General features: G+C 43.1%; 10 protein-coding genes. 3 read left to right on the top strand and 7 right to left on the bottom strand.

Annotated elements, in window-relative coordinates; translation table 11 throughout:
- Nucleotides 1-26: 26 nt before the first annotated feature.
- The 6 genes from OEG80_RS05875 to OEG80_RS05900 all read right to left on the bottom strand — a co-directional run bounded on the left by OEG80_RS05875 (nucleotide 27) and on the right by OEG80_RS05900 (nucleotide 10,509).
- The gene (locus OEG80_RS05875; protein WP_263242290.1) at nucleotides 27-3,938 is read right to left on the bottom strand and encodes an AAA family ATPase; all 3,912 of its coding nucleotides are present in this window, start codon (nucleotides 3,936-3,938) and stop codon (nucleotides 27-29) included.
- A gap of 72 nt (nucleotides 3,939-4,010) precedes the next feature.
- Nucleotides 4,011-5,564: an exonuclease SbcCD subunit D C-terminal domain-containing protein gene (locus OEG80_RS05880; RefSeq protein ID WP_263242293.1), complete on the bottom strand. Its 1,554-nt coding sequence runs from the start codon at nucleotides 5,562-5,564 to the stop codon at nucleotides 4,011-4,013.
- Between the two features lie 137 nt (nucleotides 5,565-5,701).
- A complete protein-coding gene (gene cysG, locus OEG80_RS05885; RefSeq protein ID WP_263242296.1) occupies nucleotides 5,702-7,273 on the bottom strand; it encodes a siroheme synthase CysG in 1,572 nt (523 codons plus the stop codon).
- Nucleotides 7,274-7,513: 240 nt separating this feature from the next.
- On the bottom strand, nucleotides 7,514-8,152 hold the full coding sequence (locus OEG80_RS05890) for a phosphoadenosine phosphosulfate reductase domain-containing protein (protein ID WP_263242298.1): 639 nt from the start codon (nucleotides 8,150-8,152) through the stop codon (nucleotides 7,514-7,516).
- 82 nt (nucleotides 8,153-8,234) lie between these two features.
- A complete protein-coding gene (locus OEG80_RS05895) occupies nucleotides 8,235-8,831 on the bottom strand; it encodes a DUF934 domain-containing protein (protein ID WP_263242300.1) in 597 nt (198 codons plus the stop codon).
- A complete protein-coding gene (locus OEG80_RS05900) occupies nucleotides 8,824-10,509 on the bottom strand; it encodes a nitrite/sulfite reductase (protein WP_263242301.1) in 1,686 nt (561 codons plus the stop codon). Before OEG80_RS05900 ends, OEG80_RS05895 begins: the two co-directional genes overlap by 8 nt.
- Nucleotides 10,510-10,871: 362 nt before the next feature.
- Here OEG80_RS05900 and sat point away from each other — a divergent pair, with 362 nt between their 5' ends.
- On the top strand, nucleotides 10,872-12,125 hold the full coding sequence (gene sat / locus OEG80_RS05905) for a sulfate adenylyltransferase (RefSeq protein ID WP_263242303.1): 1,254 nt from the start codon (nucleotides 10,872-10,874) through the stop codon (nucleotides 12,123-12,125).
- A 95-nt stretch (nucleotides 12,126-12,220) separates the two neighbouring features.
- Here the strand turns inward: sat and OEG80_RS05910 are convergent, their stop codons facing one another.
- Nucleotides 12,221-12,739 carry a hypothetical protein gene (locus OEG80_RS05910; RefSeq protein ID WP_263242304.1) on the bottom strand — a complete coding sequence of 173 codons (519 nt, stop codon included), beginning with the start codon at nucleotides 12,737-12,739 and terminating at the stop codon, nucleotides 12,221-12,223.
- 615 nt (nucleotides 12,740-13,354) lie between these two features.
- On the opposite strand from OEG80_RS05910, the gene OEG80_RS05915 reads away from it, so the two are divergent.
- Both OEG80_RS05915 and OEG80_RS05920 read left to right on the top strand, forming a co-directional pair.
- Nucleotides 13,355-14,503 carry a sulfate ABC transporter substrate-binding protein gene (locus OEG80_RS05915; RefSeq protein ID WP_226939344.1) on the top strand — a complete coding sequence of 383 codons (1,149 nt, stop codon included), beginning with the start codon at nucleotides 13,355-13,357 and terminating at the stop codon, nucleotides 14,501-14,503.
- Nucleotides 14,504-14,789: 286 nt separating this feature from the next.
- Nucleotides 14,790-15,887 carry a sulfate ABC transporter substrate-binding protein gene (locus OEG80_RS05920; RefSeq protein ID WP_263242308.1) on the top strand — a complete coding sequence of 366 codons (1,098 nt, stop codon included), beginning with the start codon at nucleotides 14,790-14,792 and terminating at the stop codon, nucleotides 15,885-15,887.
- The last annotated feature ends 246 nt before the right edge of the window (nucleotides 15,888-16,133 follow it).

Here is a 16,133-nt window from a genome sequence, read left to right on the forward strand (position 1 = left end):
ATGTCGTTATCAATCCTGCTAACTTATCATGCTTTGTCATTCATAACGCGCCGACATCCTTGACCACTGATTTGACTAAAGCCGCCCGATATTTTTTCGACCTTTATTTGGGTCAAAATGCGATCTTTTAACGCCTGTACGTGAGAGATAATACCAATCAATTTCCCTTCTTGTTGCAAGCCTGTCAAGGTATCTAGAGCAATATCTAACGACTCTTCATCAAGCGTGCCAAAACCTTCATCCAAAAATAGCGAATCCACACGGATATTGTGGCTAGCCATTTGCGATAGTCCAAGAGCGAGCGCGAGACTGATAATGAAGCCTTCACCACCAGATAAGTTTTTGGTGCTGCGAATATCGCCGCCTTGATAGTTATCAATGACATTAAGCTCAAGCGGATTGCTGTCATCATGAATCAGCAAATAGCGGTCACTCATCTTTTGTAGTTGGCTATTGGCATGGCTAATCATAACTTCAAAAGTTAAGCCTTGAGCAAAGGTGCGATATTTCTTACCATCGGCTGAACCAATTAAAGTATGCAGCTGCTGCCAAACTTGTAATTTTTCTTTTTGCGCATTAATAGCTATAAGCTGCGTTGCTTGTTGACCTTTTTGGTTCTCATTGTCTTTGAGCTTTTGAACAATAGCACCAATCTGTTGACTGAGCTGATCAATCTCCATCTGAATGTGCTGATGTTGGGCGGCAATCGTTTCTTGGCTGATATCCGTCATAGCAAGAGATAGGTTCTGCTCTAATGATTGTTGGGTGCTATCTAACTGTGACTTTGCCTGCTGCAAGGCGCTATCAATCGTAAGCTTACGAGTATGTAAAGCATCACGCTCTTCTTTAGGCAAGCGCGCATGGATAAAAGCATCTTCATCCACAAACTGCGCCGCTGCTAGATGCTCCATAAATACCTCTTGTTGGGTATTAAGGGCTGTCATAGCAGACTGCAATTCTGCCAATAGCTGTCGTTGCCTGTTTTGCAATTGCTCTAATACTTGCTGCGTGCTGTCTAGTTGTCTTTGAGCATTTGCTTGTTTGGCTTTTGCGTCATCCACTGTGCGGCGCAGTAGAGTGTCTTCTGACTCTGGGTTTTTATCTGAAAAAAGCTCTGTTCTTTTGCTCCTGAGCAGCTCAAGATCTATATTTTTTTCCACTATCAAGTGTTCGAGATTCTTTAGAGCGCTTTCATCCGTGCAAAGCTGTGCTTGCTTAGTGTCAATTTGAGCGCTCACTGTACTTAATGTATTGGTTAGCTGTTGCTGGCTGTTTTTCTGTTTAGTAAAATAATTTTTCAGCTGATTTAGCATGCTGCGCTGTTGACGTAATCTGTCAATATGACGCTCATAGTTACTGCTATCTAGTACGGTTTTGTCATCAGTGCTAGCATCCAATTGCTTAAGTGCGCTTTGAATGTCTGCTTTTTTAAAATCAATACTTAAATATTCTGCGTAGTTATCCGCCGGATACTTATCTGCCAAAGTTAGAATACTGCTGGTAATAGGGGTTAATGCCGAAAAGTTGGTGGCTATTTTATCTTCAATGGTCTCTATTTTCTGCGAGTGTAGCTTGGTATCCATCGTTAGGTTATTGATCTTGCTCATCAATACCTGATGCTGCTTTTCATCACTTTCTATAGCAATACTTAGCGTTGACATGCTTGCCGTTAGATCATCATATTGAAACAATAAGTCTTTAAGAGACTGCTTTTGCTCGAGTAGCTTTTGTTTGACGCTGTTTAGTAAAGGTAATGTGCGTTCAACGTCACTATCAATCGCATTGATATCCTCACTCAGTTGATAAAGCGGATGGACAATCCCTGCAATCGCTTTGGAATAATTTTTATTGGCGTTAAAAAGTGAAAGTAGACTATCTTGAATGTCGTTGCTCAACATCTTACACTGCTGCTGTAACGGAGCTAACTGCTGCTGTTGGTTGCTAATGGTTTCATTTTTAGTAGCATGGTCGATATGATGTTTAGATAACGCTTGTCCGAGACGCTCAATGAGTATCTCAAGCTCAGCTATTTTCTGCTGGGTCTGCTGTGTTAGTGGCAACGCTTGTTTATTGTCAAGTTGGCTATCTAATAGCGGATGATGCTTACCATAAGGGTGCTCATGCGCGCCACACAGTGGGCAGGGTGTACCGTCTTTGAGCTCCACGATGTAATCTTCAAGCCTTGCAACTTTTTGCAGTAAATGAAGGTGCGTCTGTTTGTCTTGTTTTTTAAGCTTAGTGCTCTGAATGTCGGCGCGATGAGTGGCAACTAAATCTTCTAAGACCATTAGCTCTTGCTTCAATACCGGTAGCGTGAGATTGATTTTATGGATTTGACTGATCAGCTCAGACCGCTGTGTAATCTTAAAGCTCACCTGCTCAATTTGTATGAGGATTGGATCAATTTGCTCTTGCTCACTACGCATACTGGCAAGGGGCTGCTTTTGAATGATGATTGCTTGCTGCTGTTGTAGCTTTAGCAGTTGCTCGCGCCGCTTCGCTATCAATAAAATATCAGTATCTTGCTGTTTGGATAATATCTCAACATCAGCTTGTAGCTGGCGGGCATGGCTATGTTGACCCATCCTAGTGGCTGAAAGCTCAGAGTTGTCCTCTAGTAGTGCTCTTAATCGTTGACAGTTGCTATCAAAGATTGTCATATCGGTATCAAGGTCGCTCATCTCTGGGTGGTCGCTAAAGTACTCGTCAATATTATTTAGCTGAGTTTTGGTGCGATTGGCAGTTTGCTGATGACTTTGGATGGTTTGGCTTAATATCTGTACATTGCCTGCCAATAATTCCTTGTGCTGGTTGTATTCCACTAAGGATTGAGACTGCTGCCTTATATCGCTGTCTAATTCGCGTACCTGTGCGATGAGGGGCAAATTTATTTGAAGGTTTTCTGATGCTTGCTTTTCTAGCATATTGGCATTGTCTAAATGGCGAGCAGCTTGCGTCAGCGATTCTTGCTGGGCAGGGATTTGATTTAGCAAACTCTGTTGCTCAACATCTAGCTTCTGGACCGTATCACGGCGATAGCTAAGCTCACGAAACTGGCTATCAATCTCTAATGCCTTGTTTGCAATACTTAAACGCTTAGCTTCTGGAATAAAAGCTTGCTGCGCTTGCTGGGCGCTTGCAAACTCGCTCTGATAAACAGACAGGTTACTTTGTAGCTGTTGTATGTTATTTAGCCATTGCAGCTGCTCACTTAATGTCTTAAAGGTTTGTCGCTGCGTGCTCTGCTGCTGATTCAATACTTTTAGATCGGCTTCCAATAGGTTTTCGTTTTCAACACTTAGTAAAGACAAGCCATCAACGCCTGCCTGCAACTTACTGAGCACATCTTCTTCCAAGCGTTTTTTCTCATGAACATTGAGTGAGATTTTGGCATAGATAGCGGTACCTGTTATCTTCTCTAAAATCGCCGCTCTATCACCGATATCAGATTTTAAAAAGGCGGAAAAACTGCCTTGTGCCAGCATGATGGAGCGGGTAAATTGGCTAAAATCCATACCAATAAGATCCTGAATATACGCAGAGGTCTTAGATTTTTTCTCTTCTAAAATCTTGCCAGATTTGACCTCGCTAATCTCGTGCTTAATCGGTAATAAGTTGCCTTTGGCTTTTTTGTGGGCACGATGTTGGTACCATGAACACTGATATCGTTTAGCGTCAATCTCGATAATAACTTCAGCCGAGCACTCTCCTGTACCTTGGGTCATGATCTCATTGGTAGAGCCAGTAATATCACCGAGTCGTGGTGTTTGACTGTAGAGCGCCAAACAAATAGCATCCAAAATAGTGGTCTTGCCAGCGCCTGTTTGCCCAGTAATGGCAAAGATACCTTCGTTAAGAAAAGCGGCGTCACTAAAATCAATGTGCCATTCGCCTTTTAAGGAGTTGAGGTTTTTAAGTCTGAGTTCAATTAGGCGCATGGCATGGTCTTATTTTTATAGATAGTGGTGATAATTTACTGTTCGTTGTATCAGGCTGATGAGTTTTATATGTTATTCAGCTTGAGTATCTGCATGGTGCAGATCATAAACGATTTGCTCATAAGCCTCTCGCAAGGTCAATCTTTGCTCGTCAGGGATGTTATGAGTGGCTAAACAACGCTCAAATACTTCTTGCTCATTTAAGTCTTGTAACGTCTCAGAGATTTGTTGCTGATTAAGGACTTTGTTATAAGTGCGCGTATTTTTTATTTTTAATACCTCACACGGTAAGCCTTCTACCATCGCTTGAATACTTTCACGCAATTCGCTAATCACCTCATCACCAGTGTAAATAATCTCTAACCAGACCGATTCTGTATCAGACAGAGCTTCAATAACCTTATCAACTTTTTGATTAATAGTCTCCAAATCACCTGATACTTGCGCCAAGTTTTGGAACTTTGGAATAGGGAGTGAGGTAACTTGCATCTGACGGGCGGTATCATGATGCAGTGGCGTGGCGGGTAAAGTGAAAGGAGTGCTTAGAATAACTTCTGTTTGTTCAGAGGGTTCTTCAATACTCGTTTCACTATGCTGATCACTTTCTAGAGACTCGACATCAGCAAATAGGTCATCCATAAAACTTGCCGCCTGATTGACTGCTTTTTTAGCGGTTTTTTCTACGGTCTTATCAGTGTTAATAAGGGTGTTGTTCAGCTGATGAGTGCTGCTCTCAGAGGCATTTTCCAGTGTTAGCTCTTTGTTTTTTAGCACCGTGCCAAACTGTATGAGCAATACTTGCTTTTGCTGGCGCGCCTCACCAAATCCCATTGCAATAGGTGATCCTGAATATCGAATGGTTTCACGCCCACCGACGCGCTGAGGCACATGTAAATGCCCAAGCGCCACGTAATCAAAGCTTTCACTGAACATATCAGCGGAGACTTTACCAAGCGAGCCAACATATAGCTCACGAACACCATCATCATCAGTAGTGGTGCCGCCGGCAGCAAACAGATGCCCTGTGGCAATAATAGGGATATGGCGCTTATGCGATTTTAATAATTCAGCTTGTTTGGCGTTGGCAATCTTTGCGACTTCATCATAGTGCGCGCAGATGCCAGCGATGACATTGGCGTCTTTGCTTTGAGCTGACTCGCCAGCACTACTGCTACGCACGTCGCGGTCACGCAGATAAGGGACAGCAGCGATGATACAATACGGTGTACCGGCTGCATCATCCAACACCATCACTTCGTCATTTACGTCATCACAAGCCGTACCAATGACATGGACGTTTAAAAACTTAAGTACATTGCTTGGAGCATCTAAAAAAGTAGGTGAGTCATGGTTGCCAGCGACGATGACAATATGTTGACAGCATGACTTTGAAACCTTGCCTAAAAACTCATAATACAGCGCTTGGGCTTTATTACTCGGGGTCATGGTATCAAAGATATCACCAGCGACAATAAGTACATCCACTTGCTGCGCACTAATAGTGTCTTGTAGCCAATTTAAAAAGGCGGCAAATTCATCATAGCGCAGACGTCCATAAAGCCTGCGTCCCAAATGCCAGTCAGAAGTGTGCAGGATAGTAAGAGGGGTAACAGCAGATACAGGCATAATGAGGCTTAGTGGTGAATAAAAAGACAGTCATTATTCTAGCAAGGATTGGAGAATTTTGCTCTGTTGCAATCATAAAAAAGCCCTACCACTAAATTGGCAGGGCTTTAAATCAAAAGGGGCTTTTAGGGCGCTTTCTAATCAATCACTAACTGCTCAAGACCACCATCTTCTGTTGCCAAATTAGCAATCATAGATAGCGCATGCGCTTGTTGGCTAGTATTTGGTTTTGGCGTCGTAGCAGTGCCGCCGCGTAACCAGTTATTATCGTTTTCCGAGGTCTTTTCATTATTATACCAAGCCAAATCATGATGTAAGCTTACGACATCACCCATGATGAGTAGAGCAGGCGTAGGTAGTTGATGTTGTGCTTGTAATTCAACGATGCTGGCAAGTGTACCCGTTAATACTTGCTGATTGGGCATACTGGCGTTAGAGACGATGGCAATCGGGGTCTCTGCACTACGCCCGGCATCAATCAAACCTTCCGTCAAGCGCGGTAGCGAATGCAGACCCATATAGAATACGACTGTTTCATCAGTATTCAAAAAGCTTTTAAAGTTATTATTAGGCGAGCCTGCCTTTAAAAACCCTGTCACAAAACGTACTGACTGCGAATGGTCACGGTGGGTTAGCGGAATACCAGCATAGCTAGCAGCGGCATTGGCAGCGGTAATGCCTGGCACTACTTGATAAGGGACATTGTGAGAGCGCAGACTTTCAATCTCTTCACCGCCACGCCCAAAGATAAAGGGGTCACCGCCTTTTAGACGCACCACACGCCGACCTTCTTTTGCGCTATTGACCAGTAGCTCATTGATGCCCAATTGTGCAACGGCATGATTGCTGCGTTTTTTGCCGACATATACTTTATCAGCATCGCGGCGGCACAAATCCAATACTTGCGGTGATACCAGCGCATCATAATAGACGATATCCGCTTGCTGCATCAGACGCAGTGCTTTAAAAGTCAACAGCTCTGGGTCACCGGGACCGGCACCAACGATATAGACTTCGCCCATCGTATTTTGGGCTTCTGTTACTGTATCTGTGGCATCTTTTGCCGTGATAGTTGCCGCTGTTTTATCCAAATCCGCTTGCAGTTGGGCAATGGCTTCGTTTTCATTACCGGAAAACATCAATTGGCTGACTTTACCTTCAAATACTCGCTCCCAAAACTGCCGACGCCCAGTCAATGTTGGAATTTTGGCTTTAACGTCACCTCGAAACTCGCCAGCAAGCTTGGCTAATTTACCATAACCTTGCGGAATCAAGGTCTCAAGGCGTGCCCGCAGTAAACGTGCGAGTACTGGTGCCTTACCGTTTGATGAGATACCAATGACGATGGGATTGCGATCGACAATGGCAGGGAAGATAAAATCGCATAAATGCGGCGTATCGACGACGTTTACCGGAATGTTGAGTTCAGTGGCATCAGCATGGATTTGGTGATTGAGCATCTCATCATCAGTCGCCGCGATAATAACGCGCGAATCTGTCATGTAGGTTTTATTATAATTCTCATAAATCAGCGCGTGCTTGCTATCACTTAGCAAGGCTTGTATCTCGTGGCTAATGCTTGGCGCAAGGACAGTGATACACGCGCCAGCACGGCTCAGCAAATCAGCTTTGCGTAATGCTACATCACCACCGCCAACAATCAGGACTTTACGATCTTCTAATTTAAAAAATAGGGGAAAGGTATTCATAGTATGACCAGTCATTCAATTGAATATATACTGCTATTATGAGTTATCAGTTGCGCAGGCTCACGTAATGTATTGGCATTAGTATATTCGTTTTTGAGATATTAAAAGTAGTTTTTGCTGAGAAAGGGAATAGCAATATAAAATCATGATACTAAAAAAATCCCGCTTAACTCGGTATAAACCGGTTAAGCGGGATTTTTATGCATTGTATTCATTAAATCACAATTCTGTATTTAGCAATTACAACTGCGTATGCAAGCCACATTCGCGATGCTCTTCTACCTTAGTTGGATCGAAGTAATCAAACTCATTAGGTAGGTTATGTTCTTCAAGATAAACATCCAAATCGCTATCTGTCTTATCAAACAACGGTGCGACTTTTAACACGCCGTCTTTAGACAAGCTCAGGACATCAAGACCTTGACGGAATTCGGTTTGATCTTTACGGATAGCATTGAACCAAACATCAGGTTTTAGCTCATCTAAAGCGCGGCGGAATGGCTCAAGCTTCACTTGATCGGTGAACTCATCATGTAGTGGGTTATCAATACCAGGAATACCTTCCATTGTCACGTCACGATGGGCAGCAGTTTGCTTAGGAATATAGGTGACCACGTTTAAATTTAAATCACGGATGACTTTATTGGCAAACTGGTAAGTGGCGTCAGTGTTATAGCCAGAATCTACCCACAATACGGTGATATCAGGGCGCAGCGACGCGACCAAATGCAAAATCGCAGACTCGTAAGGACGGAAGTTAGTGGTAATGATTGGGTTTTTCGCTTGGCTTAATGCCCATTCTACGATTTGTTCTGGCGATTTACCTTGCAAGTCTTGGTTGGCTTGATCGATATCTAGATTTGGGTGTAATTGGCTCATGGTAGATTCCTTGATGAAAGTTCATGTAAAAATGATTAGAGTGAAAAGTAACTAATATAAGTGCTTATGATTTATTCTAAAACTAAGTGCCTGCAAACATCGGTAATGCGCTAGCATCGCGTCCATCGTAACTGCTGGCAAGCGCATTAAATGCTTGACTGATATCAGAGATAGATTTCATATCATGCTCACTGAGCACAAAGCTATCTGCGCCCGCGCGTAAAAGATAAGCAATTTGATCACGACCAAACTTGCCAGCCATACGAATCTCACCCTCGTAGCCTATTTGACGCAGGGTTTGCGCATAACTAAAACCACGTCCGTCGGTAAATGCTGGTACATGGATCACAATCAAATCTTGTTGTAATAAAAAATCTGACAAACCAACCAATGTATCAGTGTCATTATTTGACGTAACCCAAACGCCAACACGGCTGGCATGTTCGGTCAATAGCTCGTTCAGCTGCTGTAATAGCCCGCCAGCAAGCTTGCCTTCAGCATTCAATAAGTCAGTGAGCGGCAATACGATATCGAATTTTTCTTGTTTATGTAATAGCTCAAGCAGCGATATATGGCTAAGAGCAATGCCATCTGGTAGCTCATCGGTATTAAGCGCCAACCACGTATCACTTTGACCGATATCAATACCTTTGCTGTTTAACACATGATGATTACCCATAGACCTTCTCCTTAAAAGGTGCCACGCCAACGCGATTGACCAAGTCACTAAAAGCTTCTACATCGTTCTCATTGCTCACGCGCTGCTCTAAATAGACGTCCAGTATTTTTTGTAGGGTAATCGCCACATCTTCGGCTGGTACTGCTTTACCCAATATTTTACCGACTTTGGCGTCGTTACTAGAGTTGCCACCAAGGCTGATTTGATACCAATGCTCACCTTTTTTATCAACACCTAGGATACCGATATCACCTGTGTGGTGATGGGCACAGGCGTTCATGCAGCCAGACATATTGAGGCGAATTTCACCCAAGTCATAAAGGTAGTCTAAATCATCAAACTGTTTTTCTATTTGCTCAGCGATGTTGTGAGTCGTGGCATTGGCAAGCGAGCAATAGTCCCAACCTGGGCAAACGATCATATCTGTTAGGGTATTAATGTTGGCGCGTGCTAAATTCAGATCAGACAGCTGTTGCCATAGCTCATAGAGATGGTTGGTTTGCACATCAGAGAAGACGAGATTTTGCTGATAAGTACCGCGCAGTTCACCAAAGCTATATTTGTCTGACAAATCCGCGAGAGCATCCATTTGTGATTCGCTGAGATCACCAGATGGTACGTAGGTTCCGTCGACCAAGCCTGCTTTCAGAGAAATTACGACGGCGCGATAGCCTGCTATTTTATGCGCGACTGTATTTTGGTTGTACCAATCGGCAAAATCTTTATTCGCATTGAGTTGCTGTTGCAAGTCAGACTGTACTTGTAAGGCATCAAAACCAACATAATCAGGCTCACTAAAGAAACCAATAGCAGTGTCAAAATTGGCATCGGTCAGCGTCAGTGGACCATCTTTGGTATGGGCTTCCCACTCAGCATCGACCAATTTCGCAAAGGCAGGACCGCCCATGCTCTCGACCAATATTTTGATACGCGCTTTGTATTTATTATCGCGGCGACCATGCAGGTTATAAACGCGCAAAATAGCGTCTAGATAGCTAAGCAGATGCTGACGTGGCAAGAATTCATTAATTACTTTACCAATCACTGGTGTACGGCCAAGACCGCCACCCACCAATACTTCAAAACCAAGCTCACCTGCATCATTGGTTTTTACATGCAATCCCACATCATGTACTTGCGTCGCCGCGCGGTCATTGGCAGTACCAACGACAGCAATCTTAAATTTACGCGGTAAAAAAGCAAATTCAGGATGAAAAGTAGACCACTGACGGATAATTTCGCAATAAGGACGTGGATCCGCAATCTCTTCTTGATGAATACCGGCATAAGGATCGGTAGTCGTATTGCGAATACAGTTGCCCGACGTTTGAATGGCATGCATCTGTACCGATGCCAGCTCTGCCAATATGTCTGGCACATCTTCTAGCTTTGGCCAGTTCAGCTGGATATTGGTACGGGTCGTGAAGTGTCCGTAACCCTTATCATATTTACGGGTAATCTCTGCCAATTTACGCAGTTGGTAGCTGGCTAGCAGGCCATATGGAATGGCGATACGCAACATCGGTGCATAGCGCTGAATATAAAGACCGTTTTGCAAACGCAGCGGTAAAAATTGCTCTTCTGGCAGCTCGCCTGCCAAAAACCGTTCGGTTTGGTCGCGAAACTGTGCGACTCGTTCTTCTACCAAGGTTTGGTCAGCGTAGTTATATTGATACATGACGTAATCTCAATTTTATTTTTAAACATAAAAGCTGCGACGAAAATGATTTGCGTGTGTATTAGATTTTATTGCCAGTCGCAAGGTAAACCATTCAGATTTACATCATATAAGCTTGCGTCTATAAACATAAATTCCTTTAAGACATATCTATATCCAAACACAGCATAAATTTTCATAACGAAAATTAGGTAGCCTATGCTTATCGAATTCAATACCTGATTTTAATGAGCAGTTTTTAATCATTTAATAAATAGCTTTAACATACTGCCATTATCCCTTTATTCGCCCAATTGCTTCTCTATGTACTGTTATCTACAGTTACTCATCTTTCTCTCATCTCTTAAGGCTGTAAAATTACTATGACATCTATTATCCATAATCAAACACCCTCAAAACTTGTGCCTCCGCACGGTAGTGCTGAGCTTAAGCCGTTACTATTGAATGGTGAGGCTCGCAACCAAGCATTAAAACTTGCCAGTACTTTGCCAACCATTACGCTCAGCTCACGTGAGCGCGGTGATTTGATTATGTTTGGTATTGGCGGTTTTACGCCGTTAAATGGTTTTATGAATCAAGCCGATTGGCAGGGCGTGGTTGATAATATGCGTCTACAAAGTGGCGATAATGCTGGCTTGTTTTGGCCGATTCCTATTACTTTATCAGCACCGAAAGCGACAGCGGACAGCTTAAATACAGGTGATAAAGTTGCATTGGTGGCGCAAGATGGCGAGATTATGGGTATTTTAACGGTGGAAGAAACCTACACCATTGATAAAGAGCATGAGTGCCAACAAGTATTTACCACCACAGATCCTGAGCATCCTGGTGTTCAACAAGTACTGGACCAAGGTGAAGTCAACATTGCAGGTAGCGTTGAAGTTCTAAGCGAAGGCGAGTTTCCAACCTTATATCCCGAGATTTATAAAACACCAGCTGAAACCCGCGCAATTTTGGACAATAAAGGCTGGCAAACGGTCGCGGCTTTCCAAACCCGTAATCCCATGCACCGCTCACACGAATACCTTGCCAAGATTGCGATTGAGATCTGTGATGGCGTACTGATACATTCATTATTGGGTGCGTTAAAACCAGGTGATATCCCAGCAGACGTACGCCAAGAAGCCATTAAAACCTTGATTGACAATTACTTTAGAGCTGATACTGTTATTCAAGCAGGTTATCCGCTTGATATGCGTTATGCCGGACCGCGTGAAGCATTATTACATGCCGTATTCCGCCAAAACTACGGCTGTAGCCATTTGATCGTTGGTCGTGACCATGCCGGTGTTGGTGATTATTATGGTGCCTTTGATGCCCAAACCATTTTTGACCACGTCGGTAAAGATGATTTGATTACCCAACCGTTAAAGATTGGTTGGACGTTTTGGTGTAATGCTTGTAATGCCATGGCGTCAGATAAAACCTGCCCGCATGAAGCGTCTGAACATGTCAAAGTATCAGGAACCAAACTACGCAAAGCACTCTCAGAAGACCTTGATGTACCAGAGAACTTTAGCCGTCCAGAAGTGTTGCAGATTTTGCGTGATTATTATGCTGGTATCGCTTTTGATGAGCGTGCTGAGGTTAAATTGGTCGGGGCTTCTGCGGTATAGAAATTTATATCAAATGTGAACTATTAACAGTAAAAAAGGGTCAGATGATAAGTCTGACCCTTTTTTGTTATTTGAACGTTTTGACCATCTCGTGGTTAGCTGAGCTCTAAATCACCAGCCAACTTTTGATAGTCACCAACCAATGTGCCACCGCCAGAGCAAAAGTAGTTAAGCGCGTATTTATCTTGGCTATCAATAGTCAATTTATCATCTTTAAATTGAAAAAAAGCCGTACTGTCATTAACCTTGCTCTGAAAAATAATGCCGTGTGCATCATCTTGACCCATCAATGTTGCTTTGCCATCAAAATGGCAGGTCGGTTTTTTGATATCGCTGCGCGCACGTACCTTAATGTCAATCTGCTTATCACCGTCTGCTTTGACCATCACGCCTACCCAGTCATCGCCTTGCGTACGCTTAGCATAACCCTCAGAAGCATAGTCACCAACGATGACTTTTACAGCAGGCGAGAGTGTCGCTGCGGGTTGCGTAACGCTGTGATTATCCACATTGGCTTTTATAGTGTTATTACAACCACTCAAAGCAAGCATCGCTGCACTCGTCAAAGAGAGGGCGGCAAAAAAACGCGAGTAACAAGAGAAAGAAGTAATCATTAAGTTGCCTTGGGTAAGTGAGTAAGTGATAAAAATGGCTTTGCAAAATGGCTATTTTTGATTGAATTCAACAGTTTTAGGTAGCAGTCGTTTATTTGCAGCGATTATAGTTGATCCACTTTTAAAAGAGTACGGAACTACTGGGGTTCATTATTTGCAGCCTCTGTCTGCGTAGGCACAGCAAGCAAGAAAAATTAACCCCAGTAGTGATTGATAATATTTGTATTTCTTTTATTAAGGACTGACTATACAGCGCCAGCGAGAATACAGCTTACACAAATATTCGTCTACTGGGCAAATAATACGGCAACTTAAGCACAAGTGACACAAAAGTGACGGCTTATCTCTATATTGCAAAAACAGCTGTTGAAAATATCTACTACAGAATAACTAATAATAGCGCTAGTAATCATCGTGCTTATGCCAAGTTCACCACTCGATAAGCGTATTCGTCACTAAGCGTTTGTTATCTATGCTGCTAGCATATCTCTCATCAACAAAAAAACCAATGTATCTCCCAAAATTCTTACCATCACTGCCTTTGTTATCCTTATTTATAGAATTAATAAAATAGTAAGGTCCACAAGTGGCAGCATGACATTATCGAGAGCGTCTATGCAAACGACCAATATAGCCAAGAATCAGCCTTTGCGTCATACCTCAATGACTGATAATCAAGTGCTTCAAAATAAAGCACCACGTACCTTGATAATGGGTGGTGTGCTGACAATGGCGGTATTCATGACGGGCTGTAGCCCTACTGAATCTAAGCAAAGTGAGACCCAAAACGGCGCCCAAAAATCAGCAGCGCCGTCACAAGATATTGATTTGTTGAATGTCTCTTACGATGTCTCACGCGATTTTTATAAAGACTATAATACCTTATTTGCCAAAGGCTACCAAAAAGAGCATCCCAACAGCAAAGTACATATCAATCAGTCACATGGTGGATCGAGTAAGCAAGCCCTGTCGGTTGCTAATGGTCTACAAGCGGATGTGGTGACCTTTAACCAAGAAAGCGATATGAATCTATTGGTCGAAAAAGGCTTGGTTGCGGCTGACTGGCAGAAAGCGCTACCAAACGGCGCGGTTCCTTATACCAGTACCATGGTTCTATTGGTACGTAGCGGCAATCCAAAGGGTATTAAAGACTGGCAAGATTTGGCACGTAGTGACGTAGCTATAGTAATACCAAATCCGAAAACCAGTGGTACGGCGCGTTATGCCTTTTTAGGTGCCTACGGTTATGGTCTGCATCATTTTAAAGAAACGGTCGAAACCTCTACCAAAACAGATACCTTTATCAAACAACTTTTGGCAAACGTCGTCACTTATGACAATGGCGCACGTGCAGCAACGACCAGCTTTACCCAACGCGGTCTAGGGGACGTGCTTATCACGACCGAAAACGAAGCGCATTTGGCCGCCAAGCAATTTGCCAAAGGGCAAGTCGATATCGTCTATCCAAGTTATTCAGTGTTGATTGCCAATCCTGTTGCAGTGGTGAATGCGGTGACTGACAAAGCGGGCAAAACAGAAGCGGCAAACACCTATCTAAAAAGCTTATGGGACACGCCAGCGCAAGAACTGATGGCACAGATGTACATGCGTCCTAGTAATGAGCAAGTACTTGCCGCCCATAAAGGTACTTTGCTTGATATTGAGACGTTTGAGCCAGTCAGTGTCTTTGGTCCTTGGACACAGATTATGGAAACGTTTTTTGTTGATGGCGGGCGTTTTGATAAGCTGGCAAGCGTGCAGTAAAGGTAACCAAAAAGGTAATCAAGTTGTTCAGTTATAAGCCATTTGATTCAGACATTCATGCTTAGATGAAAGGCTGAATCAAATGGCTAAATTATTAGCGGATAGTCAATGATCATTAAAAATATTTAACCTATGCATTACTGATAAATTTAAGTTATTGATAATCTTATATTTATCATTTCTTTATTCCATTTTGGCAATAACATACACATATTCATCATTAAACATAATAAGATAGCACTGTTAGCATACTTACATTACTTATCAGACATTTTTTGAGGCAGCCATGACATCATATACCGCAGGTTATAAAAATAAGACACTTAGCGCCCTAAGTATCGCCGGTGTGGCGCTCACTTTAGGCATTGCAGGCTGTAGCAACAACGAAAAAACTGAGCCAGCTGCCAATGCAGAGGGCACGCCAGCAGCTGCAGAAGGGCAGGACATCGAAATATTGAACGTCTCCTACGATGTCGCTCGTGATTTTTATAAAGACTACAATCCATTATTTGTTGATCATTACAAAAGCGAGCACCCAAACAGCAATATTCTTATCAAGCAGTCGCATGGTGGTTCGAGTAAACAAGCCCTGTCGGTCGCGAATGGTCTACAAGCCGATGTCGCAACTATGAACCAAGGCTCTGATATTGAGCTGCTTGAGAAAAAAGGCTTGGTTGAGTCAGATTGGGAAAGCAAATTCCCAGACAATGCCGTACCTTTTACCAGCACCATCGTCTTCTTAGTGCGCAAAGACAATCCAAAGGGCATCAATGATTGGGCAGATTTGACCAAAGAGGGTGTTGAGATTGTCATGGCAAACCCAAAAGTGACGGGTAACGGTCGCTATGCCTTCTTAGGTGCTTATGGTTATGGCTTACATGCTTTTAATAAAGATGAAGCACAAGCGGAAAAATACGTCAAAGACATGCTAAAAAACGTCAAAGTCTATGAAAGTGGCGGACGTGCGGCGACTACGACATTTGTACAGCGTGGTATCGGCGATGTCTTGGTAACGTTTGAGAACGAAGCCAACCTTGCAGCAAAAGATTTTGGCGTCGGTCAAGTCGATATTGTTTATCCAAAATACTCAATCAAATCTGAAAGCCCAGTTGCTATCGTAAAAACCGTCACTGATAAAAAAGGCACCACAGATGCCGCCAAAGCTTATCTTGATTTCTTATGGAGCGATGCGGCCCAGCAATTAGCAGCTGACTTATACTTACGCCCAAGTGTGAAGAGTGTTCTTGATAAAAACAGTGATAAATTGCCACCTATCGACACCTTCCGTCCAAATGACGCTTTTGGCACTTGGGATGAGATCATGAGCACGTATTTCAGTGATGGTGGTTTGTTTGATAAGTTAGCGGTTAATGCGCCTCAGTAACAACGGTAGTACTGTGAGTAACCGACGATAGAAGCCGTTACTTATTCAAGAATTTATTTGAGTACAGCGACTGCATTATTTGACTATTAATCAGTAACGCACGACATCATGAAATTATGTCAATCTCATAAAGGACATGGCCGACAACGCTATGTCCTTTATACCATGAGCATATTCATAATCTCTTTTTATCATGCTTTTTTCTTTATATCGATACGATAGAGTGCTTACGATAAGTACCATCAG

Origin of the sequence: Psychrobacter sp. SC65A.3 (genome assembly GCF_025642195.1) — a bacterium.
Taxonomy (GTDB): domain Bacteria; phylum Pseudomonadota; class Gammaproteobacteria; order Pseudomonadales; family Moraxellaceae; genus Psychrobacter; species Psychrobacter cryohalolentis.